The sequence below is a fragment of the Azohydromonas aeria genome (assembly GCF_009760915.1).
Lineage (GTDB): Bacteria > Pseudomonadota > Gammaproteobacteria > Burkholderiales > Burkholderiaceae_C > Azohydromonas > Azohydromonas aeria.
Window position 1 is genome coordinate 1 of sequence record NZ_VIDQ01000089.1, and the last position, 25943, is coordinate 25943.

General features: G+C 71.6%; 27 protein-coding genes and 1 pseudogene. 15 read left to right on the plus strand and 13 right to left on the minus strand.

What is annotated here, in order from left to right:
- Positions 1-27: 27 nt before the first annotated feature.
- From FJ694_RS31165 to FJ694_RS31175, 3 genes and pseudogenes are all read left to right on the plus strand, one after another.
- Positions 28-423, plus strand: coding sequence for an HIT family protein (locus tag FJ694_RS31165; protein WP_157271424.1), 396 nt, complete (start codon positions 28-30; stop codon positions 421-423).
- Between the two features lie 8 nt (positions 424-431).
- A pseudogene (locus FJ694_RS37450) lies at positions 432-692 on the plus strand (nucleoside triphosphate pyrophosphohydrolase); the annotation flags it as partial.
- Between the two features lie 293 nt (positions 693-985).
- Positions 986-3043, plus strand: coding sequence for a DEAD/DEAH box helicase (locus FJ694_RS31175; protein ID WP_198321097.1), 2058 nt, complete (start codon positions 986-988; stop codon positions 3041-3043).
- A gap of 170 nt (positions 3044-3213) precedes the next feature.
- On the opposite strand, the gene FJ694_RS31180 is transcribed toward FJ694_RS31175, so the two are convergent.
- Positions 3214-4425, minus strand: a complete 1212-nt coding sequence (locus tag FJ694_RS31180; protein WP_157271427.1) for an FAD-binding domain-containing protein — start codon at positions 4423-4425, stop codon at positions 3214-3216.
- 460 nt (positions 4426-4885) lie between these two features.
- A complete protein-coding gene (locus FJ694_RS31185; RefSeq protein WP_157271428.1) occupies positions 4886-5641 on the minus strand; it encodes an SDR family NAD(P)-dependent oxidoreductase in 756 nt (251 codons plus the stop codon).
- Positions 5642-5735: 94 nt separating this feature from the next.
- Here FJ694_RS31185 and FJ694_RS31190 point away from each other — a divergent pair, with 94 nt between their 5' ends.
- Positions 5736-6701, plus strand: a complete 966-nt coding sequence (locus tag FJ694_RS31190) for a LysR family transcriptional regulator (protein WP_157271429.1) — start codon at positions 5736-5738, stop codon at positions 6699-6701.
- Positions 6702-6747: 46 nt separating this feature from the next.
- Entirely contained in the window at positions 6748-7398 is a 651-nt protein-coding gene (locus tag FJ694_RS31195) for an SDR family oxidoreductase (RefSeq protein ID WP_232540314.1), read from the plus strand.
- 584 nt (positions 7399-7982) lie between these two features.
- Here the strand turns inward: FJ694_RS31195 and FJ694_RS31200 are convergent.
- From FJ694_RS31200 to FJ694_RS31230, 7 genes are all read right to left on the minus strand, one after another.
- The gene (locus tag FJ694_RS31200) at positions 7983-8183 is read right to left on the minus strand and encodes a hypothetical protein (RefSeq protein ID WP_157271430.1); all 201 of its coding nucleotides are present in this window, start codon (positions 8181-8183) and stop codon (positions 7983-7985) included.
- Positions 8184-8541: 358 nt separating this feature from the next.
- Positions 8542-8907, minus strand: coding sequence for a hypothetical protein (locus tag FJ694_RS31205; protein ID WP_157271431.1), 366 nt, complete (start codon positions 8905-8907; stop codon positions 8542-8544).
- 684 nt (positions 8908-9591) lie between these two features.
- Positions 9592-11022, minus strand: coding sequence for an MFS transporter (locus FJ694_RS31210; protein WP_157271432.1), 1431 nt, complete (start codon positions 11020-11022; stop codon positions 9592-9594).
- 42 nt (positions 11023-11064) lie between these two features.
- The gene (locus tag FJ694_RS31215; RefSeq protein ID WP_157271433.1) at positions 11065-11766 is read right to left on the minus strand and encodes an SDR family oxidoreductase; all 702 of its coding nucleotides are present in this window, start codon (positions 11764-11766) and stop codon (positions 11065-11067) included.
- Positions 11767-11883: 117 nt separating this feature from the next.
- Positions 11884-12519, minus strand: a complete 636-nt coding sequence (locus FJ694_RS31220; RefSeq protein WP_232540315.1) for a TetR/AcrR family transcriptional regulator — start codon at positions 12517-12519, stop codon at positions 11884-11886.
- Between the two features lie 684 nt (positions 12520-13203).
- The gene (locus tag FJ694_RS31225; RefSeq protein WP_157271434.1) at positions 13204-14037 is read right to left on the minus strand and encodes a helix-turn-helix transcriptional regulator; all 834 of its coding nucleotides are present in this window, start codon (positions 14035-14037) and stop codon (positions 13204-13206) included.
- Positions 14038-14047: 10 nt separating this feature from the next.
- Entirely contained in the window at positions 14048-14500 is a 453-nt protein-coding gene (locus FJ694_RS31230) for a hypothetical protein (RefSeq protein ID WP_157271435.1), read from the minus strand.
- Positions 14501-14685: 185 nt separating this feature from the next.
- Here FJ694_RS31230 and FJ694_RS31235 point away from each other — a divergent pair, with 185 nt between their 5' ends.
- The 6 genes from FJ694_RS31235 (at position 14686) to FJ694_RS31260 (ending at position 20424) form a co-directional block, all read left to right on the plus strand.
- Positions 14686-15111 carry a hypothetical protein gene (locus FJ694_RS31235; RefSeq protein ID WP_157271436.1) on the plus strand — a complete coding sequence of 142 codons (426 nt, stop codon included), beginning with the start codon at positions 14686-14688 and terminating at the stop codon, positions 15109-15111.
- A gap of 9 nt (positions 15112-15120) precedes the next feature.
- Complete coding sequence (locus FJ694_RS31240) at positions 15121-16113, plus strand: sulfite exporter TauE/SafE family protein (RefSeq protein ID WP_157271437.1); 993 nt, start codon at positions 15121-15123, stop codon at positions 16111-16113.
- Between the two features lie 246 nt (positions 16114-16359).
- Positions 16360-17055, plus strand: coding sequence for a hypothetical protein (locus FJ694_RS31245; protein WP_157271438.1), 696 nt, complete (start codon positions 16360-16362; stop codon positions 17053-17055).
- Positions 17056-17177: 122 nt separating this feature from the next.
- On the plus strand, positions 17178-17678 hold the full coding sequence (locus FJ694_RS31250; protein ID WP_157271439.1) for a hypothetical protein: 501 nt from the start codon (positions 17178-17180) through the stop codon (positions 17676-17678).
- 151 nt (positions 17679-17829) lie between these two features.
- A complete protein-coding gene (locus FJ694_RS31255) occupies positions 17830-18510 on the plus strand; it encodes an SOS response-associated peptidase (protein ID WP_157271440.1) in 681 nt (226 codons plus the stop codon).
- Positions 18511-19449: 939 nt separating this feature from the next.
- Positions 19450-20424, plus strand: coding sequence for an AraC-like ligand-binding domain-containing protein (locus FJ694_RS31260; protein ID WP_198321098.1), 975 nt, complete (start codon positions 19450-19452; stop codon positions 20422-20424).
- Between the two features lie 24 nt (positions 20425-20448).
- On the opposite strand, the gene FJ694_RS31265 is transcribed toward FJ694_RS31260, so the two are convergent.
- Positions 20449-21411 carry a cyclase family protein gene (locus FJ694_RS31265; RefSeq protein WP_157271442.1) on the minus strand — a complete coding sequence of 321 codons (963 nt, stop codon included), beginning with the start codon at positions 21409-21411 and terminating at the stop codon, positions 20449-20451.
- 183 nt (positions 21412-21594) lie between these two features.
- On the opposite strand from FJ694_RS31265, the gene FJ694_RS31270 reads away from it, so the two are divergent.
- Complete coding sequence (locus tag FJ694_RS31270; RefSeq protein ID WP_157271443.1) at positions 21595-21894, plus strand: YHYH domain-containing protein; 300 nt, start codon at positions 21595-21597, stop codon at positions 21892-21894.
- Positions 21895-21996: 102 nt separating this feature from the next.
- Here FJ694_RS31270 and FJ694_RS31275 read toward each other — a convergent pair whose 3' ends face one another.
- Positions 21997-22407: an OsmC family protein gene (locus FJ694_RS31275; RefSeq protein WP_157271444.1), complete on the minus strand. Its 411-nt coding sequence runs from the start codon at positions 22405-22407 to the stop codon at positions 21997-21999.
- A gap of 78 nt (positions 22408-22485) precedes the next feature.
- Here FJ694_RS31275 and FJ694_RS31280 point away from each other — a divergent pair, with 78 nt between their 5' ends.
- The gene (locus tag FJ694_RS31280; RefSeq protein ID WP_157271445.1) at positions 22486-23205 is read left to right on the plus strand and encodes a hypothetical protein; all 720 of its coding nucleotides are present in this window, start codon (positions 22486-22488) and stop codon (positions 23203-23205) included.
- Positions 23206-23326: 121 nt separating this feature from the next.
- Here the strand turns inward: FJ694_RS31280 and FJ694_RS31285 are convergent, their stop codons facing one another.
- On the minus strand, positions 23327-23971 hold the full coding sequence (locus FJ694_RS31285) for a TetR/AcrR family transcriptional regulator (RefSeq protein ID WP_157271446.1): 645 nt from the start codon (positions 23969-23971) through the stop codon (positions 23327-23329).
- A 181-nt stretch (positions 23972-24152) separates the two neighbouring features.
- Here FJ694_RS31285 and FJ694_RS31290 point away from each other — a divergent pair, with 181 nt between their 5' ends.
- Complete coding sequence (locus tag FJ694_RS31290) at positions 24153-25388, plus strand: MFS transporter (protein WP_157271447.1); 1236 nt, start codon at positions 24153-24155, stop codon at positions 25386-25388.
- Positions 25389-25524: 136 nt separating this feature from the next.
- Here FJ694_RS31290 and FJ694_RS31295 read toward each other — a convergent pair whose 3' ends face one another.
- Complete coding sequence (locus tag FJ694_RS31295) at positions 25525-25815, minus strand: DNA/RNA non-specific endonuclease (RefSeq protein WP_157271449.1); 291 nt, start codon at positions 25813-25815, stop codon at positions 25525-25527.
- A 55-nt stretch (positions 25816-25870) separates the two neighbouring features.
- On the opposite strand from FJ694_RS31295, the gene FJ694_RS38115 reads away from it, so the two are divergent.
- Positions 25871-25943: DUF5372 family protein (locus FJ694_RS38115; protein WP_510513692.1), on the plus strand; the 73-nt coding region annotated here is incomplete at its 3' end.

Below are 25943 nucleotides of genomic sequence, written 5' to 3' on the forward strand. Positions count from 1 at the left end.
GCCCGATCCAGTCGGTACGATCGCCCGATGAACTCCAATGGCTGCCCGTTCTGCACCCTGCCCCGCGCGCGCATCCTCGGCGGGAACGAGCACGCGCTGTGGATCCGCGACGGCTTTCCCGTCTCGCCCGGCCACAGCCTCGTGATCCCGAAGCGCCACACCGGCTCCTTCTTCGACACGAGCGATGCCGAGCGCCAGGCGCTGCTGGCGCTGCTCGACGAGGCCAGGGCTGCGACCATCGCCGAGTTCGCGCCGGCCGGCTTCAACATTGGCATCAACGACGGGCCTGCCGCCGGGCAGACGGTGCCGCACCTGCATATCCACCTCATCCCGCGCTTTGAAGGCGACCAGGCCGACCCGCGGGGCGGCGTGCGCTGGGTGATTCCCGAGAAGGCCGACTACTGGAGCGACCTGAGCCGGTAGCGGCCCCGATGTACGAGAAGCTCATCCGCGACCTGATCCCGCAGCTGGCGCGCGCCGAAGGGCGCGAGCTGCGCCTGCGCACCGCCAGCGCCGCCGAGCTCGGGCCCCTCCTGTCGCGCAAGCTCGTGGAGGAAGCGGTCGAGGTCGGCGACGCGCAGGCCTCGGGCGAGCGCACCGCGCTGGTGGGCGAGTTCGCGGACCTGTACACCGTGCTGGCGGCCGTGGCCGAGCGCCCCGGTATCGGGCTGGACGAGGTGCAGGAGGCGGCGCGGCGCAAGCACCTGGCACGCGGCGGCTTCGACGCCGGCCTGGTGCTGGCCGAGGACGCGCCCAGGCCGCGGCGGCTGCACGTCGGCGGCGGCGCCTCGCTCGTGGATGCGCTGCGCCACGAGCTGCAGCACTGCACGGCCGCGGGCCTGGCCGTGGCCTTCGTGATGCGCTCGGGGCTGGACCTGATGGAAGGCGCCCTGCGCGCGGCGCTGCTGCGCGGCGCCGACATCCGGCTGCTGACCACCGACTACCTCGACGTGACCGAACCCGAGGCGCTGGAGCGCGTGCTGTCGTGGAGCGGCCGCTTCGAGGCGCGGGTGTTCAGCCACCCGGACCGCAGCTTCCACCCCAAGGCCTACTGGTTCGAGCGCGCCAGCTGCTGCAGCAGGCTGCCCGAGCCTTCGCCGCGCTCTATCCCGGGCGCAGCCAGGGCTTCGTCGTGGCCGGGCGCGAGGAGATCGACCGCGACGTGGTGCTGGCCTCGGTGCAGACGCTCTCCCAGGAGCGCTGGCTGGCGCGCGCCGAGCTCGCGCGCTTCGACTACGTGGTGGTGGACGAATTCCACCATGCCGCGGCCGACAGCTACGCGCGGCTGCTGGCGGTACTGCAGCCGCGCTTCCTGCTGGGCCTCACGGCCACGCCCTGGCGCGGCGACAACCGCGACCTCATGGCGCTGTGCCACGGCAACGTGGCCTACGAGGTGGGGCTCTTCGACGCCATCGCCTACGGCTGGCTGGTGCCGTTTCGCTACTTCGGCGTGGCCGACGTGGTGGCCTTTGACGCCGACATGCTCACGCGCGCGGGGACCTACGACGCCGCCCGCCTGACGCTGGCCTTCAACACGCCCGAGCGCGCGGCGCTGGCGCTGGCGAAGTACCGGGAGCACCCCTCGCGTGCCGCGCTGGGCTTTTGCGTCTCCATCGCCCACGCCGACTTCATGGCCCGCGCCTTCGAGGCGGCCGGCGTGCCGGCAGCGGCCGTGCACTCGGCGCCGGAGTCGATGCCGCGCCAGCAGGCGCTGGACCAGCTCGCCGCCGGGCGGCTCAGGGTGCTCTTCACCGTGGACCTGTTCAACGAAGGCGTGGACATCCCGTGCGTGGACCTCGTGATGTTCCTGCGCCCCACGGAGTCGATGGTGGTGTTCCTGCAGCAGCTCGGGCGCGGCCTGCGGCTGCACGACGGCAAGGACCACCTCACCGTGCTCGACTTCCTGGCCAACTACCGGCGCGCGCACTTCAAGCTGCCGTTCCTGGTCGGCGGCCAGGGCGAGGACACGACCAGCGCCAGCGCGGCACTGCGGGCGCTGCAGCAGGCGCAGGCCACGGGCAGCGCGCTGCCGTGCCTGCCCGAGAACGTGCGCATCGAGCTGGAGCCGCTGGCGCTCGACGCCCTCAAGGAGAGCCTGCGCGGCGCCTCCCCGCTGCGGGACCTGGTGCTGGCGGACCTGAAGGAGCTGGCCGCGACGCTCGAGCGCATGCCCACGCTCGTGGAGGTGCACCGGCTGGGACGCTACGGGCCACGCCAGTGCATGAAGGCCCTGGGGTGCCGGCGCTGGGAGGTCATGCAGCACCTGGGCCTGGCCACCGACACGGACCGCGCGCTCGACGCCGAGGCCGGCGACTTCCTGCAGGAGATCGAGCGCACGGCGATGACCAAGTCGTTCAAGATGGTCGTGCTGCTGGCGATGCTGCAGGGCGGGCGCTTCCCCGGCGCCATCGGCATGCCGGAACTCGTCGCGGCGTTTCGTCGCCACTTCGGCGAGGAGCGTTACCGGCTGGACGTCAACGGCACGAAGGTCGAGGGCGCAACCACCGAAGACGCCGCCTGGCGGCGCTACCTGCTGGACAACCCCATCAACGCCTGGACCGGCGGCAACACCGGGCAGCCGGGGCGGTATTTCGCCCTCGACGAGCAGCGTGACGAGCTGCGCTACACCGGGCCCTGCGCCGGCGACCTCGATGCCCTGCGCGCCGCGGTGCTGGAGCGCGTGACGTGGCGGCTGGCGGACTACTGGGACCGGCCGCGTCCGGGACGGTTCGTCTATCCCGTCATCCCGCAGGGCGGCGCAGGCCTGTGCGTGATGTTCCGCGACGGTGCGTCGCGCGAGGGGCTGCCCCTGGGTTGGCACCCGGTGCGCATCAACGCTCGCTTCCTGTACGGCAAGTTCGCGAAGGACGAACTCAACGTCGTGAAGGAGCAGCCTAGGGACGACGGCTCGATGCCGAACCTGCTGGCCCCCGAACTGCGCCGGCTGCTAGGACTGGGCGAGGGAGCCAGCCCGAGGCGCGGCCAGCGCGTGCGGCTGGTGCCGCTGCCCGCCGAGGACACCTGGGCCATCGAGCAGGCCTGAACGCAACGCGTCGGCAGCGGCTCTGCACACCGCCGGCGGCGCCCGACCTCGGCGCCAGGGCAACTGCCAGCGGCCCCCTGCGGGCCGGTCGAGGAGTGGCCGAAACGAGCTGCCAAAGGCCGACACGGCAGCGCCGTGCGGCGGGGACTCCAGGAGCCAGACGCCGATGATCACTGCTCTCGCGATGGTTGCTGGCGGCCGAGCAGCTCGGCCGCCGAGTCGATGCCCTTCGACACCCGGGACCACCATTTCGAGAACGAGTCGCAGCGCCGCTCCACCGGCGCGAACAGCGTCGGCGCGGCACGGCACTCGGCCCAGCGCAGCAGCCAGGGCGCCAGGTGCGGCTCGGCCATGGCTCGCACGCTGCGCGCACCCGCCAGCGCCGCGCCGATGGCCGCGGCGTCGCCGAACCAGCGATACCCGGCAAGCTCGGCCATGCGGCGGCCGACGAAACGCCAGCGCCGCTCGCTCCACGGCCAGGCGCGGTGGAAGTCGGCCACGAAGACGCCCAGCACCACCGCCTCGGGCGGCAGCCCCGCCGGCAGCGCGCCCAGGCTCCAGGGGTGCACGAGCCACACGTCCCGCCCGGCCACCAGGGCGGCATCCGGGGCACTCAGCCCCAGGTCAATGGGCGGCGTGTCGTGCAGGAGCGGCTCGGCCAGCGGCGTGAGGTCGCGCGGCACGCCGCCGGGCCGCGATGCGCTCGCAGGATCACGCGCCATGCGCTCCAGCATCTCGTAGGGGGTGTCGATCACGCTGCCCGGGCTGTGCCAGGACGCCGGCGCGTAGCGCGCGACGTTGTCGGCGTTGAAGAGGTACGGCTTGTGGTTGCCCGTGCCGGCCACCCACTGCCAGCTCAGGTGGTTGCTGGCCAGGTCGCCGTCGAGCAGGTGGCCGTAGAGCCAGTCGGCGCCGGCGCGCCAGTGCACCTTGCGCAGGTGCACGACGTAGCTCGCGAGCCACATGCGGGCGTGGTTGTGCAGCATCCCGCTGGCGTGGAGCGTTCGCACGGCCTCGTCGATGGCCGGCACGCCGGTGGCCGCCGCACGGATGTCGGCGGGCAGCTCGCGCGCGTAGGCCTCGTCGGGCAGCGGCCCCTCGTGTAGCGAGCGCAGGATGCCGTCGCCGCGATGCGACCAGACATGGCGGAAGTACTCGCGCCAGCCCAGCTCGAACACGAACCTGTGCTGCGCCGGCAGCGCGTGGCGCGACGCGACCCCGGCCAGCACGTCGGGCAGCGTCACGAGGCCGTGCGTGATGTAGGGCGAGAGCCCGGTCACCGCGCCGTCGAGCGCGTTGCGCGTGCGTGCGTAGTCCGCGGGCCGCACGGCGGCGATGCGCGCCGCGGCGGCCGTGAGCGTGGGGGCGAAGGCGTCCGGCATGCGGTCATTTCTCGTTGCAGTCCTTGTCGGCCATGGCACGGCACTGCCCCGGGCGCATGCACCGCCTCGACTTGCGCACGGGATCCCGGCGGCCAGGCCCCCGGCAGCCCGCCGAGAGTTCTTTGGGCGGTGTTCAACAGGACACCACGTGCAGGCCAGGCCGCGCCTGCCTCACCGGGAACCCGTGGCGCCGGCTGCCGCAACACCGGGACGAACTGTGCGAGGGCATCGGCAGCGCTGCCGCGTCGATCCAGGAAAGGGATCGGCAACCAAGGCCGACTTTTGCACACCCGGCAAGGGCCGGCTGTTCGCCTGGCCGCATACGCGGCTGCGATCACGACGGCGGCTGTGGCACGGAACCGGCTGAACGCAGCACCTGCATGCCTCCCGGGGGATCCTGCGGGCGCCGCGGACGCCCTTCCCGCTGACCTGCTGCGGGTGCTCCCGTGCCGGTTCGACCTCAGAGGAACATGCCCCCCGAGGCCTCCACCCGCTGCCCATTGACCCAGCCCGTGTCGTCGGACAGCAGCGCCGCCACCGCGGCGCCGATGTCCTCGGGCAGCCCGACCCGCCCCAGTGCCGTCTGCGCCGCGAGCGCCTGGTTCATCGTGGCGTCGTCGCGCACCACGCCGCCGCCGAAGTCGGTCTCGATCGCGCCCGGCGCCAGCGTGTTGACGCGGATGCGCCGAGCGCCCAGCTCCTTCGCCTGGTAGCGCGTGAGCACCTCGACGCCGCCCTTCATCGCCGCGTAGGCGGCATAGCCGGGCACCGCGAAGCGCGCCAGGCCGCTGGAGACGTTGAGGATGCGCCCGCCATCGGCCAGCAGCGGCAGCAGCGCCTGCGTCAGGAAGAAGGGCCCCTTGAGGTGGACACGCACCAGCTCGTCGAACTGCGCCTCGGTGGTCTGCGCAAAGGGCGCGTGGATGCCGATGCCGGCGTTGTTGACCAGGAAGTCCAGGCGCTGCACGTCCCAGCGCGCCAGCTGCTCGCGCACTGCCTGCGTGAACGAGGCAAACGTGGCGCTGTCGCCCACGTCCAGCGCCAGCGCCGCCGCGCGTGCGCCGGCCGCGGTGATGGCCGAAACCACCGCGTCGGCCTCCTCGCGCCGGCTGCGATACGTGAACAGCACGTCGATGCCGCGCGCGGCCAGGTGCTCGGCGGCACTGCGGCCCAGACCGCGGCTGCCGCCGGTAATGAGTGCGACCTTGTTCGTCATGGAAGGCTCCTGCGAATTGAGTGGAAGACGGCCCGAAGCCTATTCGTCGGTCCTGCGCAGATAAACCCACGTCCGTTGGCTAGACTGTCCAGCCATGACGAACAATGCGGCGCCTCTTCCCCTGGACCTGGTGCAGGTCTTCCTGCGCGTGGCCGAGCTGGCGAGCTTCACCCGCGCCGCCGAGGTGACGGGGCTGCCGCGCGCCAGCGTGTCGGCGGCCGTGCAGCGGCTCGAAGGCCTGCTGGGCGCCCGGCTGCTGCACCGCACGACCCGCCGCGTGCAGCTGACGCCCGACGGCGAGGCCTTCGCGGCGCGCGCCCGAGAGCTGCTGACCGATGCCGAGGAACTGGGCGCCATGTTCCGCCCCGGGCCGGCGGCGCTGCAGGGCCGGCTGCGGGTGGACATGCCCATCGGTATGGCGCGCAACCTCGTGCTGCCGCGGCTGCCCGGGTTCCTGCGGGCCCACCCCGCGCTGCAGGTGGAGCTCAGCAGCACTGACCGCCGCGTGGACCCGGTGGGCGAAGGCTTCGACTGCGTGCTGCGCGTGGGGCCGCTTGCCGACTCCAGCCTGGTGGCGCGGCCGCTGGGGCAGCTGCCGCTCGTCAACTGCGCCAGCCCGGCCTACGTTGCCGCCTTCGGGCTGCCGCGGTCGCTGCAGGACCTGGCCGCGCACCAGCTCATCCACTACCTGCCCGGGCTGGGCGCGCGTTCGGCCGGCTTCGAGTACCAGGACGAGGACGGGCGCACGCACTTCGTGCCCATGGCCGGCGCGCTCACCGTCAACAATTCCGAGGCCTACCTGCACGGCTGCCTGGCCGGCCTGGGCATCATCCAGGCGCCCGAGCCGGCGATGCGGCCGTTCCTCGCGCGCGGCGAGCTGCTGGAGCTGCTGCCCGGCCACCGGCCGCCACCCATGACCGTGACGCTGCTCTACGCGCACCGGCGGCTGCCGCGGCGCGTGCAGGCGTTCATGGACTGGCTGCAGGAGATCATGGAGCCGTACCTGGCCGGAGCCACGGCAGGGGGCGACCGGAACAGCGCTGCGGCGTCGTCAGGCTGAGCCGCTTCTCCTCTTGGGCTGTCTCCAGTGCGCTGGTTGCCCGCGCATGCAGGCCACAGCAAACCTCGACGAAGGCCCCGCGGCACGCCTGCGCGACCCGCCGAACACGATCGGCGTTCGTGCCGACCCGGCCGGCAACACCGACCTGGACCGCCTGGTGGAGACGGTCCGCGGGTGCGCCTGCCGCATCGACACCCTGTTCGCGAACCCGGGCGGCGGCATGGCGCCGCTGGGCCAGATCACCGAGGCGCATGACGCTGACACGTTCGACCGCAACATCAAGGGCCTGCTGTCCAAGGTGCAGGAGGCACTGCCGCTTCTGGCCGAGGGCGTGTCCGTCATCCTGCCCGGCCCGATGACGACCGTCACGAGTACGCCGGCTTGCAAGGTCTACGGCGCCAGCAAGGCCGCGGTGCGCGCGCCGGCGCGTAGCCAGAGCCTGGCCCTGGAGGATCGTCACTTCCGAGCCAAGTTGATTGTCCTGGGCCGCGGTGCGAACGCCGCGGCTGGTGGAGCTGGCCGGCGGCGACCCTGCTCCCCGGCAGGAACGGCTCGACCACCTCGCCAGCCAGGTTCCCCAAGCCGGGTCTCCGAGCCCGAAGAAATCGCCAAGGTGGTCCTGTTCCTGGCATCGAGTGACGCCAGCTTCGTCAATGGCGCCGAACTGTTCGCCGATGGCGGCATGGCGCAGGTGTGATCGGGAGCGCGGGGAGCAGACACTACGCCGCCGCCCTTCGCGCGGCACTTACCCCCTGCCGCTGTGGACAAGCTTGGGCTTACCCCGGTGCGGCGCGGCCAAGTCGTTGACGCAGCAGGAATTTGCCTCGCTGCACAAAAATTAGGCAGCGGCGCTGTCGCTCTGGTCCTGCGAGCACTTCGGGCGCTGCCGTGGCATCCCGCATGCGCCCAAAAGCGCCTGCGGTGCGGGATCACGGCAACGGTGGGCCCGCGAACAGGGCCGACGCCGGTGCCGCGTGCTCTTCGACTGCAGGGCTCGTGGCGGCCAGCCCCACGGCCGACAAAACAGCCAGCGCCAGCGTCGCCGCGGCCAGTGCGCCTTGCCTTCTCGCGTTCATCCGCATCTTCCCTTCCACGTCGTTGCCTCTGAGCGGGTACCCCTGCACATCGCCGACATGCCAGGCGGGCGGACGCACAGGTCGTGCGGTGCCTTGATCCACGACCTGAGCGGCCCTCGCCGGTTGCGCCTGCATCCACATCCCTTGAACGTGGCGAGCCGTAGTTGCGTTGACGCCGTGCGGGCGGCCACCCGCGCCTTCCGAGTCAGTGGCCCCGCCCGAAAGGAAGGCTTGGCGCGACCGCCTGCCCACCCGTGAACCGCTCACGCAGCGCGTGAACCTCACGGCGCAGCTGCGCCAGCGTGAGCTGGCCGCGCGCGGCGCGGCGCTCCAGTTCGTCGAAGGCCTCGATGTACTCGGCGAGCGGGTGCCCGGCAGGCTTGGGTGGGGTGCAGAGCAGGTCCATGGCGGTGTGGCAGCCGGACTGGGCTGCCGAAGCAAGAGCCCAATGGAGGACGGGCGCGCTGCGGGGAAACAGCGTTCCGCGGCGCGGCGGTACTGCCTTGGCGGGGCATGCGAACTGCTGCGCTGGCTCACGGCCATCGTAGGCGACAGGCACCTGCGGCGACGTGGAGCTTTTCACCCCCGTGCAAACCCGCTGCGACGCGCGGCCGGTGCCAAGTGCGCCGGCGTTGTGACGTGTCCCTGATGCCGGCGGGTATTACCGGCTCCTCGCGCAACACGGGCGGGCTCACGGCGCAGTCGGAGGCATGGGCAAGGTGCCAGGCGCCGGGCCACGGCGGCGGCAAGGGTGGCCGCCTGTCTCAGGAAGCGGCATCCTGCACCCACAGCTGCGCCTTGCAGCTGGCGCAGGCGCAGCGCATTCGCGGCCGGTCCGGCTCGACCGTTTGCCACACGGAACGGCTGCCGCAGTGGATGCAGCTTGCGCTGCCGTGCTCGTCCACCACGCCCGCAATGCTGAGGTACTCCGCCCGGGTGAAGTCGCGCCGGGGCTGCAGCAGCTTGCCGGCGCAACAGCCCAGGGCCGACGCCGGGACGGCCAGCAGCAGTGCCCAGGGAGATCCGCCGGCGCTCTCGCACACGGCCAGCGTGAAGGCAACCGCAGCCAGTGCGTGGCACAGCCACCGGTTGCGCTGGCGCCGCTGGCGGCGGTGCCGCACCAGCGCCACGTACTGCCGGCACCCCTGGATGGTGTCCAGGGCCGCAACGCGCCGGGGCAGCGCTCCGAGTGCGTCGGCGCGGAATCCCGGGGCTTCGCTTGCGGCCAGGCGGTATCAAGACAAGGCCAGGTGTTCTCCTCGTGCAGGTTGGTACTGCTGGAAACTGCTTGTCCTTCGAGATTTCATGGCCAGCTGCGGCATCGAATTGCCAGGGGCATCGCAGCGCGCCTGGTGCGAAGGCATCTACCAGACGGCCGGCGCCTTGCCGCGGCGCATGAAAGCCATCAGCGCGGCGCGCAGGCCGACAGATCGAAACCCTGCGATTCCATCGGAACGGATTCCATCGGCAGTGGTGGCTCTGAAGGGGGATGCGACCGCGTCGCGGCCGCACCGATGCCGCCCGCGCGTCCGAAGGAGCGCCGCAGGCCATCCAGGTGCTGAGGCCACGAGCGATGCTGAAGTCCCTCGATGCCGAAGAGAGGATTGCCTGGGCAGCGTGGCGTCCGGCGCGCAAGGCTGCCCGGAATGACTTGTCGAGAAGTCAAGCCGCCGGCGTGGACACGGGCCGCCCGGAAGAGCAGTTCAGCCGACGGCACTGCGCACGTGCGGCGCGGCCGCCGCCGCCGCTGTCCCCGTGGCGAGCAGCGCAGGAGGAAGCCATGCCAGGATCCGTTACCTGCCTGCCGGCTGGTGTCAGCGCCTGGCCAAGGCCGGGGCCGGGCGCGTGTCCACGGCCAGGCAGCACGCGGCCGTGACCAGCGCCAGCGCGATGTGCAGGCCGTACAGCACCGAGAAGTCGCCGCGCTGCACGCCGGCGTGGCCCACCAGCAGCACCGTCAGCGCCACGCCCATCACCGAGCCGATCTGCCGCGTGGCCTGGTTCACCGCGTTGCCCACCGCGTAGTGCGCCGCGGGCAGCCGGCTCACCGCGGCGGCAGTGAGCGAGGGCAGCACCAGCCCGACGCCCAGGCCGCTGAGCAGCAGCCCGGGCAGCCACTGCATGAGGTACGCCGGCTCCGTGCCCGGCACGGTGAGGAACCACGCGCCGCTGAGCGCGTAGACGAGCGCGCCGCCCACCAGGAACGGCCGGTGGCCCAGCCGCGCAGCCAGCCGCCCGGTCACGATGGCCGTGGGCATCACCAGCAGCGGCCCCGGCGTGATGGCCAGCCCGGCGAGCGGCAGCGGGTAGTGCCACAGTGCCGTGAAATAGAAGAACACCGCGAAGAACCCAATAGCGAACGCCGCGCCGAAGGCCAGCGTCGCCAAGTTCACCCAGCGGTAGGTGGCGTGCCGAAACAGCGCCAGGTCCACCAGCGGCGTCGGCGTGTGGCGCGCCCAGGCCACGAAGGCGGCCAGGGCCGCCAGCCCGGTGAAGACGGCCGCGGCCACGCCGGCACGGCTCCACGCGCTCGATTCGGCCTGCACGATGCCCAGCGCCACCGCGCCGACCGCCACCACGAGCAGCGCCATGCCCACGCCGTCCACGCGCTGGCGCGGCCCCTCGCGCCGCGGCGCCTCCTGGATCAGCGACGCGCCGCGCCACAGCGCAAGCGCCCCGAGCGGCAGGTTAAGGTAGAAGGCCCAGGGCCAGCCCACGCCGTCCACCACGAAGGAGCCCAGGCTTGGCCCCACCGCGGCGGCCAGCGCCCCGACGGCACCCCACAGGCTCACGACCACGGCGCGCTTGTCCTGGGGGAAGGCCGCCAGCACGATGGACAGCGAGGCGGGCGTGAGCAGCGCCGCGCCCACGGCCTGCAGCACGCGCGCGGCCACCAGCCACCACACCCCGGTGGCCAGGCCGCAGGCAGCCGAGGCCGCCAGGAACACCGTCACGCCCAGCATGAAGACGCGCTTGCGACCGTGCGTGTCGGCCAGGCCGCCGGCCGGGATCAGCATCGCGGCGAACACGACCGTGTAGGCGTTGATCACCCACGACAGCTCCGCCGGCGACGAGCCGGCAAAGGCCGCGCGCAGCGCCGGGAAGGCAGCAAACAGCATGGTGGTGTCCAGCGACACCAGGAAGACGGCGACGCTGGCGACCCGGAACACCGGCCAGGCCGGCGCGGCGGTGGTGGTGGTGGATGCGTGCCCCAGGGGCAGCGTGGTGGAAGTGCGAGCGGTCATGGCAGGGCCTTGGCAGCGGGACGGGCGGGCGCAAATGCGCCTTCAGCGCGGCTGCAGGTAGATGCCAGGCTCGGCCGAGAGCCCCTGCCTGACCGCGCGCGTGAAGTCGTCGGCCAGCACTTCCTCCTGCCCAGTCTCCAGCGCATCGAGGGCGCGGCGCACGATGTCGTCGGCATCGGACTTCGGCGCGTCGATGGCGCTGGTGAGGTCGGTGTCGACGAAGCCCATGTGCAGTGCGAGCACCTGCGTGCCCTGCGCGCGCAGCTCGTGGCGCAGCCCGTTGGTCAGCGCCCAGGCGGCCGACTTGGTCGCGCCGTACACCTGCAGCCCCATGCCATGCACCCAGCTGGCCACCGACAGCACGTTGAGCAGCGCGCCGCCGCCGTTGGCGGCGAGCACCGGTGCGAAGACCCGGCTCAGCCGCAGCGGGCCGAAGTAGTTGACCTCCATCTGCCGCCGCGCCGAGGCCTCGGCATCCTCGCCCAGGAAGCCGCCGAACTCGGCGACGCCGGCGTTGTTGATCAGCAGCGTGACGTCGCCGCAGCGCTGCGCGGCGGCGGCCACGTCCTCGGCCCGCGTCACGTCCAGGCGCAGCGGCTCTACCCCGGGCAGCGTCACCTGGCGCGGGTCGCGCGCGGCGGCATAGACGCGCCGCGCGCCGCGCTCCAGCGCCTGCCGCGCGAAAGCCAGGCCGATGCCGCGGTTGGCGCCGGTGATGAGGACGGTGGCGTTGTCGAGCTTCATGACGGGTCCTTGGGACAAGAGGGTCAGGTAGAGGCACCGCCGAATATGATGTTCGTCATATTTCAGGGCGGCCGGCGGGAGCCACCGCTGGCGGTGGCCTGGGAAAAAGCGGTCAGCTCATGGCGAAGGAGCTGGGGACGGGGTGTCGAAAAGCGCCAGCAGCGACTCGCGGCTGCGCGCCAGCAGCGCCTTGCCCTGCGCGTTGTCGCCCAGGGCGCGGGCCAGCTGCAGCGCGCCGACCAGCTGGCTGGCCACGGCCTCGGCGCCGCCCGCGCCGGCGTCGCCCGGCAGCGCCTGCTGCACCAGGCCGATCAGCGCGCGCACGCGCTGCGCCGCGGCCTCGCGCACCTCGCTCGCCTGGTGCGGCATCTCGCCGGCCAGCGCCGCCACCGGGCAGCCGGTGTCGGCCGCGCGCAGGTGGGCCTCGGACAGGTAGCTCTCCACCAGCGCCCGCAACGGGCTCGCGCCGCGCGCACGGCGCGATGCCATCGCCCGGGCCATGGTCGCGGCACTGTCTTGGCCCGCGTGCTCCAGCGCCTCCACCAGCAGCGCGTCGCGCGAGGCGAAGTGGGCATAGAAGCCGCCGTGCGTGAGGCCCGCTTCCTTCATGATGTCGGCCACTCCGACGCCCTGGAAGCCGGCGCGGCGGATGGCGCGCGCGGCCGTCTCGACGATGCGCGCGTGGGTCAGTTCCTTGCGGGTGGGCTGGCGATCCATGGGAGCAGTGTAGCCGCTGAATATGATGATCATCATATTTATGTTTCCCGTAGGGATACCGATCGCAGCCGCAGCAGCCGCTCAAGAACCGTGCAGGCGCTTGCGGCAGCCGAAGTGCCCTGCCCGGTCCCATGGTCCTGAAGGCCCTGTGCCATCCTCGTCGTCACTGGCGCTGCAGCATTGCTGCCCATGGCCACTTCCAGGCTCCCCGTGGCGCTGCCCGCGCACTGGTTTGCCGAGGACGACTGGCGTGGCACCCTCATCCACGCCGCGGACGGCAAGGGCCGCGTCCTGGCCTCGGTCACGGTCAGCGAGGAGGTGCGAGGCTACCTGGTCGGCGTGCAGCGAGTGCCGGCCTCTTGCGGGCGGGCGCAGCGGTACATGCGCCGGGGCTGGCGAGGACGGCTCCAGCGATGCGCTGGCTGCGCTGATGGCGGCTTGGCGCAGCTTGCTGCCTGGTTGCCTGGCGCCCGACGCGCCGCCACGTGCGACCGGGCTCGGCACGCTCCGGGAAGCATCGTTGCGTCAAGGACGGAGCCGTCACGAAGGACCGGAGCAGGCAATGGGCTGCCGCGCTTCAGGCCAGCCTGGCATCCATGGCCGGCCTGCCGACGCCTGCACAGGACAGGAGCAACACCTTGCAGCCGTCGACGACCCGTGCGCAGCACGGCCAATTGATGGTCCGCGCAACGATCGCGGGATCGGATGCACGCACGCACATCACGGGCTGCTGGCGGGAAACAGGCTGGGATCGCTGGCGAAGCGGGCGATCAGCTCCTGCTGCGAACCCGTGGCGGTCTTGGAGAAGAGCGCCTTGAGCTGTATGCGCACCGTGCCCGGGCTGGTGCCGCGCAGCGCCGCGATCCTGGGGGCCGTGTGCCCCTGGCAGAGCAGGCGCAGGACGGCCAGCTCGGCCGGCGTCAAACCCAGCGAGGCGGTTGCCAGCTTGCCGGCCCCGGAAGCCCCGATCGCGGGCATGCGCCACGGCACCGCCGGGCCACACGGCAACGCACTTGAGCGCATCATGTCCTGCGCATACAGGGCCTTCCAGCCGCGCAGGGCGTCCTCGATGCGACCGTCCGCTTCAAGGGCGCGCAGCCTGAGCAGCTGCGCCAGCCAGGCGACCTGCTGGTTCTCGGCCTGCAGGGCAGCGGCCAGGGCGTCGTCGGCGCTCTTGGCAGCCTGCACCCACGCACCTTGCATCAGCGCCAGCTCGCACGCCGCAACACGCACGTAGGGCCGCATGAAGCGCACGGCCACGCTGGGCGATGCCTGGAGGTTGGCGCTGCAGACCTGCAGGCACTCCCGGGCCCAGCGCAGGTCGCCGCGGCCGAGCGCCTCGAAGCACTGCAGCCACGCGATCGCGGCCTCGCCATCGAGGACACAATCCGTGGGAGCGGGCATCACGAGCCGGATGGTGGAGGCACTCAGGCCGTCGTCCAGCCGCTGCAGCCCGTCTTCCTCGACGCGCCCCGTGACGCCGCGGTCGAGCAGGCGCTTCCGGATCCGGCACACGGCCGCGTTGAAGGCCGGGCGCAGCCGCAGCGTCAGCACCGGCACACGTTCAGCACGCCGGCGGGCCTCCTGCAGGGTCGTCGTTGCGTCCTGCCAATGGCCGCGGAAGAAGCGCGCCACGCCGAGGTAGTTGCCCGCAACAACCGACAGGACTTCGTCGCGGCGGCCCGAAGGCCAGCTCCACGGCACGTTGCGCCGCGCCCAGGGCCCAGTCGTCGTGGCGCAGCGTGCTGGCCAGGTGCGACACCAGTGACAGCGCCAGCACGTTGTTCGTCACGTCGCCGGTGGCTTCGCTGGCCCGGGCGGCGCTGCTCGCCGCCTCCAGCGCGAGCCGGGTGCTTCCGGCCGCGAACTGCTGTTGCCCCAGCAACTGCAGCACGCGTCCCTGGTGCGCCAGGTCGCCCTGGCGCCTGGCCTGGGTCAGCGCCCGGCGCGCCAGGCGTGCGGTCTCTTGCAGCCGGCCTTCCGCGAAGGCCTCATTGGACAGGGACAGCAGGTCCATCAGGTTCTCGTTGTGGCTTGCTCCGGCTGCGGTCGCGGCCAGCCAGGACGCTGCGCCGGGCAGGCACCCTTGGCAAGCATCCGGCTGGCAGCCGGCGGGTCGTGCTGCGTGCCTCATATCCCAGCTGGGAGATGCCGCCGCGGTGCCGCGTTTCTACGATGCGCGCCTGTACACGACCTGACACCATGAAGCATCTTGTCCTGAACCCCCGTGCCGTTGCAGTGCTGACCGTGGCAAGCCTGGCATCACCGCTGTGCCTGGCGCAGGATGCCGGTACCGCCACGGCACTGCGCATGGCTGTGGCGGCACAGCGGCAGGCCTGCCCGCCGTGGATCGCCAAGGTGCGCATCGATCAGGCGTGGCTGGTGCCCGCCGCGGAGCACAACCGCATCCGCCTGCAACGCGGCGGCGCGGTCGACGGCATCGAGGGACGCCGCTACGTGGCGATCCGGGTGAAGCTTCCGGGTGAGCGCGCAACCGAGGACAGCCTGGGACCCCTGGCGGACGATGTTCACGCCCGCGAGGCACAGCGGCTCGTGGGCGAGCGGCTGTGCCTGCAGCGCCTGCCGCCGGTGCCCGGCCGCCGGGCCGACCTGGTGGCGGCACGGTAGGCGAGCGGCATGACGACAAGGGAAGGTGCAGACGACGCGGACAAGCCGCCATGCGGGACGAGTGCGGCAGCGGTCCAGGCGGAGATCACGGTGGGCGTGCACCGGGACTTCACCACGCCAGGCCACAGGCCCGCGCGCTCCCGGCGCAGCCGGCCGCGCGTCCATCCCTGGCTGGGCCACGCGCTCGGGCTGGTGGCAGCAGGCCTGCTGTTGCTGGCCGTGCAGCGCACCGCGGCATCGGCATCCGACTGGCACCCGGCACTGCGCTGGGGCGCCGTGGCCGCGGCCCTGTTCGTCACCGCCGCGATGGCCAGCACGACCGGTTTCGCGTTCGGCGCCATCGCGGCCGTCCTGGCGGGCCCGTTCTTCTCGGATGCCGCCACCATGGTCGCCATTGGCTGCGTCTGCAACATCACCATCCAGGCCTACGCCGTGGCCCGGCTGCGCCGTGATGTGCGCCTGCCTGCGCTGGCGCCCATGCTCGTCGCCGGGCTGGTGGGCACGCCGCTGGGCGTGTGGCTGCTCCTGCACGCCAACACGGCCCAGCTGTCGGACCTGTTGGGGCTGCTGCTGGTGGGATGGGGTCTGCAGGGCCTGTGGCGCCAGCCGCGATGGCAAGTGCGGGACCACCGTCCGGGGACTGCCGTGGCAGGGTTGCTGGGCGGCCTGATGAGCGGCTTTTCGGGAGCGCCCAGCCTCGCCCCCGTGGTGTGGCTGCAGCTGCGCGGCGTTCCCAAGCTGGAAGCCCGGGCCCAGTACCAGCCGTTTATCCTGGCCATGCAGCTGTGCACGCTGGCGTGCCTTGCCGCCTTTGGCGGCGGCCCCCGCACACCGCCGGCCGACGTGCTGCTGCTGCCGGCGCTGGCCTGTGCCGCCGCTGCGATGGCCGGTGCCCAGGTGGGCATGCGGGTGTTCGCCCGCATGAGCGATGCCCGCTTCACGCGCTGGGTGGCCCTGCTGCTGGCGCTGTCGGGCGCCAGCCTGGTTCTCAAGGCCCTGTGACGCCGCGACCGCGGCCATCGCTGCGGCTTATCGGCCCGGGGCCGGCGCAGGAGCCGTCTCGACCAGGCCTGAGGGCCGAGCCCTGACAAGGTCAAGGTCGGTCGCAAGCTCGTCCGCGTACTACGGCAGCGGAGCGCCCTTGTGCAAGCTTGCAGTTCAGGGGCCCGAGGTCAGTGACCTTTGGCCCACTGCAAAACCTGCGTCCATGCCTACATTGGTTCCTGAAGGCATCGTGAGGAGACGGCGATGGAGTGGTTGCGTCGCGCGTCAGAGCTGCTCGGCACGGCTGTGCTGTCGGCTGTGCTGGGCTGGACCGTGCATGCCTGGCAAGCACCGCAGCCTGCCGCCGCGCCGGCGGTGCGCGACACCGGGGCCTCGGCCGCGCAACCCCTGACACCTGCCGTTGTCGTATCAAGCGACGGCCTGGCCAGCCTGCACGTGGAGCGCATGCCCGTGGAATGGGTGCTGGCCCAGATCGCAAGGCAGCACCCGAAGGGCGCCCTGCTGCCGAGTCCCGCCGGCAGTCGGCCTGCGCCAGCGGCCACGGCCGGCACGAGGGCGCAGCCGGCTTTCGTGCCGGAATGCGCCGCCACGGCTTATGCATCGCCGGCACAGGCCGAGCGGCTGCTGCAGCGCGTCCGCCTGGGCACCGAGGAAGATCGTGCGCAAGGCCTGCTGCAGGCCCGGGACCTGGGTCTCACGGTGCCGGCCGCCACGCTGAAAACACTGTTCGAGACCGATGCCTCGGAGCGGGTGCGGCTGCTGGCGTTCGAGCAGTACCTGGAAGCCACGTCAGGCGACACGTCTGCCGTGCGCGAGGCCCTGCAGGCGGCGCTCTACGTGCCCAGCGCGGCCATCCAGCGCGAGGCCCAGCGGCGCCTGGACGAGCTCACGCAAGGCGAGCGCATCGACGCCGCCTCGCCCCAGGTCGCGGGCCGCTGAGGCGGCCGCGGCCTGTTCCGTCCGGCAGCTTCACGCCGGACTCCGTTGCCGTGCCGGCGCGGACCTCCAGGGCGGGGTCCGTGTCGGCCTGTCGCCACCGCCCTGGACCCGAAAGCCACGCCATGAGCCACCGCATCACCCCTCGTCTCGCCGTTGCCGCCCTTGCGCTCCTGGGCGCCGGCGTGGTCCACGGCCAGACCGTCTCGGCCGTGACCAACCCGAACAACTGGACCTTCTCCAACGCGGGCCAGATCGCCGTGCCCGGCATGACCTCGGCCTCCTTCTTCAATGCCGCGGGCCGGCGCTTCATCGTCACCTTCGCCGCGGAGTGTGCCGTCGACGCCCCGGCGGGCAATACCATCGCCTGGACCGACGTGGACATCGTCGTGCTGCGCCCCAACGACACGACGGCCGCCACGCTGGCTCCTACCAATGGCTCCGGCGACGCGTTCTGCGCAGCCAACGGCACGGCAGGCTTCGACGGCTGGGAGAGCAACAGCATCACGGCCGTGGGCGGCACCAACCTGCCCGCAGGCACCTACCGCATCCTGGTGCGCGCGCGCCTCAACGGCGGCGCCACCGGAGGCTGGTTCGGTGAACGGGCACTGGTCGTGGCACGCTAAAGGCGGCCGCGCTGGTGCACACGGCAAAGGCATGGCGCCAGTGCAGCGGGAGCAGCCCGGGCTGAGCACCTCAGCGCCCGTGTGGCCGGCATGCCTGCCGCGGCATGCCGCGAGTCCATACTGGCGCCAGCCCATCCCTGCGTGACGCTCCATGTGCGCGAACTACGAGCTCCCGACGCCACGCCACCTGCGCCTTTCCCTTCAGACGCTGGAGCCCACGTTCTCCTATGCCGGCGAGGCCTACCCGGGCTCCAGGGCGGTGTTCGTGACGGCGGGTGAAACCAAGACGGCCGACTTCTCGCCCTGGCCGGGCGTCTTCGGGCTGCTGCCGGCCTGGGCCAGGGACGACAAGCTCGCACGCGCCACCTACAACGCCAGAAGCGAAACCGTGGCCGAGAAGCCGAGCTTTCGCCAGGCGTGGAAGGCCAGGCGCTTCTGCCTGATCCCGGTGCAGTCCATCTTCGAGCCCAGCTACGAGTCGGGGCAGGCGGCGCGCTGGCGCATCGCGCACCGCGACGCAGAGCCGTTCTTCCTGGCCGGCATCTGGGAAGAAGCGCAGCGCCAGGAGCAGCCGCTGTGGTCGTTCTCGATGCTCACCATCAACGCCGACTCTCACCCGCTGATGCGGCGCTTTCACAAGCCCGGCGACGAGAAGCGCTCGGTGGTGGTGGTGCCCCAGGAGCGGTGGCGGGACTGGCTCTACGCCGACGGGCGAGAGGCCCGGGCGCTGCTGCAGCCCTTCGACCCGGACGCGTTCATGGCGAGCCCGGCGCCGCGGCCAGCGCGCAAGTCGGCCGGCGTCGAGGTGGCGAAGGACGATCCGGCGGTTTGACCCACAGGGTGCCAGGCGCCGCGGCGTCCAGGCCTTATCGTCTTGTCGAAGCCATGGGGCCGTGCTGTCAGCAGCACGGAGGGTTTCCATGGTCGAAGTCGCGTCCAGGGGACCGCCGCGCATCAGCCTGCCGGTCAGCGGCGCTTCTTGCGCCGCGGCTTCGGCGCGGCAAACGGCGCCAGCCAGGCAGATACCGCGGCGCCAGCGGCTTGACGCGAGGCCGTGGCAGCACTTCTTTTCGCGCTGCTCCTCGCACGACCCCGCGCCGCACCTGCGACGGCGTTGGCGCCGCTGAGCCACATGCTCAGGATGGGGTTCTTCTTCAGCCAGGGATTGCTCATGCGGGGCCTCTTGATCAGAGCTGCCAGTGTGTGCACCGGCCATCAGCGGGGCTGCCGGCCGGCACCGCCATGACATGTAAGCCCTCTCCGACACGCTGTCGGCGGCGCCCCGCACCTGCGTTTCAATGTCGAGCCTGAAACGTTGCCATAGCAACTTCCTCCAAACGACTGCACCACCGGCCCGGACCGCTTTGAGCCATGCACGCGCGACGTATCCAGGCCCAGGCGGGCTTGCAGCGGTCCGTCACGGTTGCCGCCAGACAGTCCTCGGGAGCAGATGGCGCGCGGTACACCGCCACCCACGACAATCGCTTCACTGCGCATTGGCCAGGACTTGAGCGAGCACGGGAGCGCAACCACATTGGCCACCTTGCCGGCATGACCAGGTGCCGTGCAGCGCGCTTGCGCCACCAGCGCCGCCGGGCCTGTTGTGCCGGGGTCGAATCCGGTCATGTTGGCACCCCGCCCGGAACCGCTGCCGCCGGCCAGGCAAGGCCCAGCGCCCATGGCGACCGTGACGCCTGCACGGCTGGGCGCTGGTTCGCGCCAGGCGCGCGCACAGCGCACAATCACCGCTTCCCGGCATGGAGCAGGTCACATGGCACACGCGCATGGTTTCGCCACCTTGTCGCTGCCGCCGCACCGGCGGGTGGCCGGCTGGACGCAGGCGGTGTCCGACCGCTTCGTGGAGTCGGGCTTCCAGATCGCGGAGCCCGAGGGTTTCGATGCCGACATGCTCAACCGCGACCTGGCCGCGCTGTCGCTCACGCGCTTTCGCTCCAGCGGGCACGGCAGCAAGCGCGTGACGCGCTCGCAGCGCCAGGCCGCGCGCGGAGCGGAGGAATTCTTCCTGCTCAACCTGCAGCTCGCCGGCCGCGGCGCGGTGCGCCAGGCCGGCCGCGAGACCTGGCTGGCGCCGGGCGAGTTCGCCATCTACGACACGCGCCGCCCCTACGAGCTGGCCTATGACGCCGACTACCGGCAGGCGGTGCTGCGCATTCCCAGGCGCGAGCTGCTGGCGCGGCTGGGCGGCTGCGACGCGCTGGTGGCCCGGGCTGCCGCGGCCGACACGCTGCCGGGCCGGCTGCTGCAGCCCATGCTCATGGCGCTCGGTGAGGACATGCCGGCGTCGCAGCCCGGCACCGCGGGCGACCTGGCCAGCGCCCTGCTCGACGTCATCACGGCGGGCCTGCGCGAACTGCGCGGCGAAGCGGCACCCTCGCTCTGCCCGCGGTTCGAACGCGTCAAGGCCCAGGCCATGGCGCGGCTGCAAGATCCATCGCTGACGCTGGGCGCCCTCGCCCAGGCCGCGGGCGTGTCGCTGCGCAGCCTGCACCAGCTGTTCCGGGCACAGGGCTGCACGGCTTCGCGCTGGATCTGGCAGCAGCGGCTGACCGCCTGCGAGCGCGTGCTGCGCGACCCGGCTGCCTCGCACCGCACGATCACGCAGGTCGCCTTCGAGCACGGCTTCAGCGACGCGGCGCATTTCAGCCGGGCGTTCCAGCAGCGCTACGGTTGCTCGCCCAGCGAGTACCGGCGCCGCTGCGGCGCTGCGGCGCAGCGAAGGGGCTGAAACGGCGCGCCAGCGCCCAAGCTTTCAGCGGATGGCGATGGGCGCCACCGGCGAGCCCGAGGCGCCCACCAGCGGCAGCGGCGTCATGACGAACAGGAACTCGTGCGCGCCGTCCGCAGCCAGCGTTTCGAGGTCGAGGTTCTCGATGTTGTAGATGCCTGCCTGCGTGCCCATGATCTGGTGGCAGGGCCACAGCACCGCGGCGTCGTGCGGGTTGGGCACGACGTCGCAGCCGTAGGTATCGCAGCCGGTGGCCGCGGGCTTCTGGCGCACGATCCACTCGCAGGCCTGCGGTCCCCAGCCGGGCGCCTTGCCGGTGTAGGCGGCCGGGTCGCTCTTCCACAGCTGCGCCCAGCCGGTGCGCATGAGCAAGGTGTCGCCCTCGCGCAGGGTGAGCTTCTGGCGTGCCAGCGCGCCCTGCAGGTCGGCCGCCGTGACCTCGTAGCCGGGCGGCAGCCGCTGCACGCCCTTGTAGGCCGCCACGTCGATCATCACGCCGCGCGTGACGAAGGGGCCGGCGTGCTCGATGCCCAGGCGCTGCAGCCCGTTGCGCCGCACGAACTCGCGCCGGTCGTTGCCGTTGTAGTAGAGGTCGCCGATGCCCACGTGCCCGAGGCCGTCGAGCTGCGTGCCGACCTGACCCAGCTCGCCGGCGACGAAGTCGAGGTTGGCCGTCAGCGCGTTCTGGCTCGGCGGCTCGTCGGCATGCGGGATCGTGAGCTGAAAGGACCGCCCGCCCCAGATGGGCATGTCGGAGCGAAACGGCTGGGCCAGCGAATGGATACGCCCGGTCCTGGCCAGGCGCAGCGCCGCGAGCGTGCGCTCGGGCGTGATGCGGTTGGCCGCGCCACGCTGGTCCTGCGCACCCCACTCGGACGGGAACCAGGAGGGCGCCTCGGCGGCGGAGGCCGGCGCAGCCACGCAGGCCAGGAGCAGCGAGGCCACCGCATGGCGGCTGTGGAAGGGACGTGTAGCTTGGGCAGGCATGTCTTCCTCGTGGTGTCGGTGCGGGCGGTCCATGCGGACCACGACAAGGAAGGTGCCTTGGGGAGCCAGCGCCGTCTTGCCTGCGCGTGCCAGGCGCTTGTCCGTCGATGCAAGATGGCGTCCTTGGCGGAGGAACGTCCAGGCGCGGCCGTGGCCCGACCGGAACATGAGGGAGGCCCAACGATGAAACGAATTTCGGCAACCGTCGCCGCGGCTGTCCTGACCACATCGCTGCAGGCGCTGGCGCACGGCGGCGGCCTGGACGCCAGCGGCTGCCATCACAACCGCAAGACCGGCGACTACCACTGCCACCGCACTCAACCCGAGCCGGTCCGCTCTGTGTCCAACCCAACAGCCGGGGATACCTTGCACGAGGGACGCCCCACTGCAGCCGCTCTCGGCGCTCCGACCTGCCATGTCGGCCCGCGTGGCGGCACCTACACCATCACGGCCAGCGGACGGAAGAACTACGCCGGGTGCTGAAGGAGTTGGCTGCAAGCTCCGGCACGGCCGGGCGCACCGGACCCAACCGGCCGGGAATGTCAGTCGCCAGGGTGGTCCGGGCGAGGCGGCATGCGAGGCGCGCTAGGGCCAGCGTGGCGCAAGTTCGGTCACGATCTCGGTGGTGGCTTGCGTCATCAACTTGTGCACGGGGCACTTGGCCGCCACGTTGAGCAATTCCTGGCGCTGCGCATCGCTCAGGTCGCCCGTGATGTCCAGCGTCACGCGCAGCCGGTAGACGCCCTGGCGCTCCTGGCTGTCATCGCGCTCGACGCTGGCGCGGATGTCCTCGACGGAGATGTGCCTGCGCTGCGCGTACCACAGCGTCGTGAGCGCCTTGCAGGCCGCTAGGGCACTGTCGTAGAGGTCATGCGGCGTCACGCCGAGGTCCTCGCCGCCGTTGGCAGGCGGTTCGTCGACCGTGAAGGCATGGTTTCCGACCCGGACGGTGTGCTTCATCTTCTGCGCGCGATCGCGGACAACCTCGATGGTCATGGGCAGGCTCCTGGTGAGTGGAGCCGCATTGTTGCGTCCAGCGGGCATGGGCAGCCGGCACCTGGATGAATTCGCAACTTGTTGTTGCCCTTGCCCATCAGCCGTGAGATCGAACAATCGAGGCAGGCGGGCCGGCACGGCGCGAAGGAGGCGGAAACAGCGGTGCGCGGGGCCCTCTTCCGCGCTGTTCGGCCGATGAAAGCCAGGCTGGCCATGCCGACGGTGCACGCAACCGTCGATGACCAAGTGCACTCAATCCCGGATGGCACAGCGCCTAACTTGATGGCGTGCCAGGCATGGGCACGATTCATCAAACGGGAAGGGTTCGCCATGAAGAACGGCATCAAGGCTATTTGCATCGTCACCCTGATGGCTTGTGCGCCCATGGCCATGGCAGGCGCGGTCAACCTGACACTGGCGCGCACGTCATTGACCAACGTGTCGGACGCTGCGGGGCTGTGGCAGCACGAAGGCGGCAACATCGTCAAGGCCGGCGTCAAGGTCGGGCAGTATGCGTTGCATCGCCGTGTCACCACCGGCGGTACGGGGCTGCCGCTCAACACGGCGATGACCACCATCACGCTGTTCCTGTCCACGGCTGCTGGCAGCGCTCCGCAGAACGTCACGCTTCAAGGCGCGCACGACTTCACGGCGGGCAACTTCCGCGGCAGCGTCAGTGCTGCCTCCAACCGGTACTCCTGGATCCAGGGGGGCGATGCGACCTACAGCTCGCTGGGCGGTGGGGGGCTCGGTCTGGTGATCAACTGGAACGGCGCGTCGCAATTGACGCTGCCCTGAGGATCACCTGCCATGGAGCGCGCGGCAGTCCCGGCGCGGGCCACGGCCGTCGGGCAACCAGGATCGTGCGCATCCTGTGCGGGTGGCGTCGCTGCACTTCGGCGCCGCTGAACCCGTGGCGTCAGGCTTCGCGGCGCCTCGAACTCGGGGCTCGGGCAGCGGCCCGGGACGCCGCCGGCGCAGGCAACGCGGCGTCGAGAACCAATTCCGCCAGCGTGCGAGCCGACTCGGCGGGCTCGGTGCCGCCACCCATCTGCGAGCTGGCCAGGGCGCCGTCGTACAGCAGCGCCAGCTGTCGCGCCACCGCGTCCGCGTCCATGGCACCGGCCTCCCGCGCCAGCGTCGCCAGCAGCTCGCGCAGCCAGCCGCGCGCCTCGTCGCACACGGCTTTCACGCTGGCGCCGGGCGGCGTCTCCGCGGTGACACGCGCGAAGGCGCAGCCTCTGAAACCCGGTGCGGCCATAGCCTCGCGCAAGGCGTCGAACACCGCCAGCAGTTTTTCCCGGGGCGTCGCAACGCGCTCGATGCGCTCCTGCACCCGTGCCTTGCGCGCCTCGTGGCGCGACTGCAGGTAGGCCCGCACCAGTTCGTCCTTGCTGCCGAAGCAGTCGTAGAGCGAGGCCTTGGCCACGCCGGCGCGCTCCAGCACCCGCTCGATGCCCACCGTGTGGATGCCGCCCTCGTAGAACAGCTCGTCGGCAGCGGCAAGCAGCCGCTCGCGCGCGGAGCGGCGCACCGTCGGCTCGACATCCTGTTTCCTGGCCATGGCTTGAATTTACCAGACCGGTCTGTACACTTCAACGCAGGCAGACAGATCGGTCTGTTCGGTTCTCGTCACTGCCCTGTCCAGGAGATGCCATGTCGCCGTTGCCGCCCAGACTCCCTGCCACCGCTCCAGGCTCCGATGCGGAAGCGTCGATCACGCTGCACGGCAGCCGGAGCCGCTCATGAGCTGCGCCGACGCCCCCTTGCCTGCGGCGGCCGCGACGCAGCGGCTGCGCCTGCCGCGCCGCGCGGCGTTCTACCTCAAGGCCTCGATCGCGTTGAGCTTCCTGGCCGGCTCCAGCGTGCCCACGCCGCTGTACGCGGTCTACCAAGCGCAGTGGGGCTTCTCGCCGACGGTGCTGACACTGGTGTTCGGCGTGTACGCCATCGCGGTGCTGGTGGCGCTGCTGGTGGCCGGGCGGCTGTCGGACCATGTCGGACGCCGCCCGGTGCTCATGGCCGCGGCCGCGGCGCAGGCGCTGGCCATGCTGGTCTTCGCCTGGGCCGACGACGTGGGCGACCTGCTGCTGGCGCGCGTGTTCCAGGGCCTCTTCACGGGCGCCGCGGTCGCGGCCGTGGGCGCGGCGCTGCTGGACCTGGACCGCACCCGCGGTGCGGTGGCCAATGCGGTGGCGCCAATGCTGGGCACGGCCACGGGCGGGCTGCTCGCTGGCGTGCTCGTGCAGTACCTGCCGGCACCGACGCACCTGGTGTACGCCGTCATGGGCGTGGTGTTCCTGCTGCAGGGCGTGGCGCTGGCCTTCGTGGCGGAGACCGCCGAGCCGCGTCCCGGGGCGCTGGCCTCGCTGCGGCCGCAACTCGCCGTGCCGCCGGCGGTACTGCGGCCGCTGCTGATGGCGGCTCCCGCCATCGTCGCGGCCTGGGCCGTGCCGGGCTTCTACGGCTCGCTGGGCCCCACGCTGCTGCGCACGCTGGCCGGGTCGGCATCGCTGCTGCTGGGCGGTGCTGCGCTGTTCGTGCTGGCCGGCAGCGGCGCGCTGTCGGTGCTGGCCTTGCAGCAGCAGGCGCCGCAGCGGCTGCTGCGCTTCGGCACCGTCGTGCTCTCGGCCGGGCTGGCTCTGGTGCTCGGGGCCCTGGCCGCGAAGTCCGTGGTGCTGTTCCTGGCTGCCACCGCCGTAACCGGCACGGGCTTCGGCGCGGCGTTCCAGGGCGCGCTGCGCACGGTGGTAGGACCGCTCGAAGCGCACCAGCGCGCGGGCGTGCTGTCGGTGCTGTTCGTCATCGCCTACCTTGCCATGGGCGTGCCGGCCGTCGTGGCGGGCTGGAGCGTGGCGCATGGCGCCGACCTGCTAGGCACGGCCCAGGCCTTCGACACCGTGGTGCTGGTGCTCGCAGCGCTGGCGCTGCTGGGCACTTTCCTGAGTCCGGGCGGCACGGCCAGGGCACAGGTCCGCTGACCGGACGGCAGCCAGTGCACCTGTGCCGCCATGCGTGCATCGCTTGTCGGTTGACGGGGCGCCGGCTGCTGTCGCGCAGGACCTGGCCGCAGGTTCCTTGAAGCCGAGTGCGACCGACGTCGGCTGGCCGGGAAGGTCAGTCCGCGGGGTTGATGCCCGGCAGGAACTCAATGCCGGTGCGTGCCACCAGGTCCCGGTACGTGATGGGCTGGCCCGCCCGGGCCTCGTTATCGTTCTCCACCCATTGCGCCCATGCCCGGTTCGCGCCGGCGTCGTAGACGAGCTTGTAGAGCTGGGCCGGTACCCACACGCGCCCCTTGCCGATGACCTGCACCCCGGCCTTGGGGTACACCGGGCCGGTGAAGACGTAGACCGGGCCCTTTACGCGCTTGACGTAGGCCCGGGTGGCGCCTTCGAGCCCGCCCAGGTCTTGCGGTTCTCATGAGTCTGCGACTGCACGTTGTGCGGACGGACAAGCACGCATGGAATTCCGGGTTACGCATCCGTTCCATCCCTGGTGCGGAAGAAGTTTTCCGTTGGCTACCCGTAAAGACA

Excerpts from the sequence above, each read along its gene's own strand:
- FJ694_RS31165 (WP_157271424.1), top strand. The coding sequence starts at position 28 with ATGAACTCCAATGGCTGCCCGTTCTGCACCCTGCCCCGCGCGCGCATC.
- FJ694_RS31180 (WP_157271427.1), bottom strand. The coding sequence starts at position 4,425 with ATGCCGGACGCCTTCGCCCCCACGCTCACGGCCGCCGCGGCGCGCATC.
- FJ694_RS31185 (WP_157271428.1), bottom strand. The coding sequence starts at position 5,641 with ATGACGAACAAGGTCGCACTCATTACCGGCGGCAGCCGCGGTCTGGGC.
- FJ694_RS31190 (WP_157271429.1), top strand. The coding sequence starts at position 5,736 with ATGACGAACAATGCGGCGCCTCTTCCCCTGGACCTGGTGCAGGTCTTC.
- FJ694_RS31195 (WP_232540314.1), top strand. The coding sequence starts at position 6,748 with ATGCAGGCCACAGCAAACCTCGACGAAGGCCCCGCGGCACGCCTGCGC.
- FJ694_RS31200 (WP_157271430.1), bottom strand. The coding sequence starts at position 8,183 with ATGGACCTGCTCTGCACCCCACCCAAGCCTGCCGGGCACCCGCTCGCC.
- FJ694_RS31210 (WP_157271432.1), bottom strand. The coding sequence starts at position 11,022 with ATGACCGCTCGCACTTCCACCACGCTGCCCCTGGGGCACGCATCCACC.
- FJ694_RS31215 (WP_157271433.1), bottom strand. The coding sequence starts at position 11,766 with ATGAAGCTCGACAACGCCACCGTCCTCATCACCGGCGCCAACCGCGGC.
- FJ694_RS31220 (WP_232540315.1), bottom strand. The coding sequence starts at position 12,519 with ATGATGATCATCATATTCAGCGGCTACACTGCTCCCATGGATCGCCAG.
- FJ694_RS31230 (WP_157271435.1), bottom strand. The coding sequence starts at position 14,500 with ATGGACCTGCTGTCCCTGTCCAATGAGGCCTTCGCGGAAGGCCGGCTG.
- FJ694_RS31235 (WP_157271436.1), top strand. The coding sequence starts at position 14,686 with ATGAAGCATCTTGTCCTGAACCCCCGTGCCGTTGCAGTGCTGACCGTG.
- FJ694_RS31240 (WP_157271437.1), top strand. The coding sequence starts at position 15,121 with ATGACGACAAGGGAAGGTGCAGACGACGCGGACAAGCCGCCATGCGGG.
- FJ694_RS31245 (WP_157271438.1), top strand. The coding sequence starts at position 16,360 with ATGGAGTGGTTGCGTCGCGCGTCAGAGCTGCTCGGCACGGCTGTGCTG.
- FJ694_RS31250 (WP_157271439.1), top strand. The coding sequence starts at position 17,178 with ATGAGCCACCGCATCACCCCTCGTCTCGCCGTTGCCGCCCTTGCGCTC.
- FJ694_RS31255 (WP_157271440.1), top strand. The coding sequence starts at position 17,830 with ATGTGCGCGAACTACGAGCTCCCGACGCCACGCCACCTGCGCCTTTCC.
- FJ694_RS31260 (WP_198321098.1), top strand. The coding sequence starts at position 19,450 with ATGGCACACGCGCATGGTTTCGCCACCTTGTCGCTGCCGCCGCACCGG.
- FJ694_RS31265 (WP_157271442.1), bottom strand. The coding sequence starts at position 21,411 with ATGCCTGCCCAAGCTACACGTCCCTTCCACAGCCGCCATGCGGTGGCC.
- FJ694_RS31270 (WP_157271443.1), top strand. The coding sequence starts at position 21,595 with ATGAAACGAATTTCGGCAACCGTCGCCGCGGCTGTCCTGACCACATCG.
- FJ694_RS31275 (WP_157271444.1), bottom strand. The coding sequence starts at position 22,407 with ATGACCATCGAGGTTGTCCGCGATCGCGCGCAGAAGATGAAGCACACC.
- FJ694_RS31285 (WP_157271446.1), bottom strand. The coding sequence starts at position 23,971 with ATGGCCAGGAAACAGGATGTCGAGCCGACGGTGCGCCGCTCCGCGCGC.
- FJ694_RS31290 (WP_157271447.1), top strand. The coding sequence starts at position 24,153 with ATGAGCTGCGCCGACGCCCCCTTGCCTGCGGCGGCCGCGACGCAGCGG.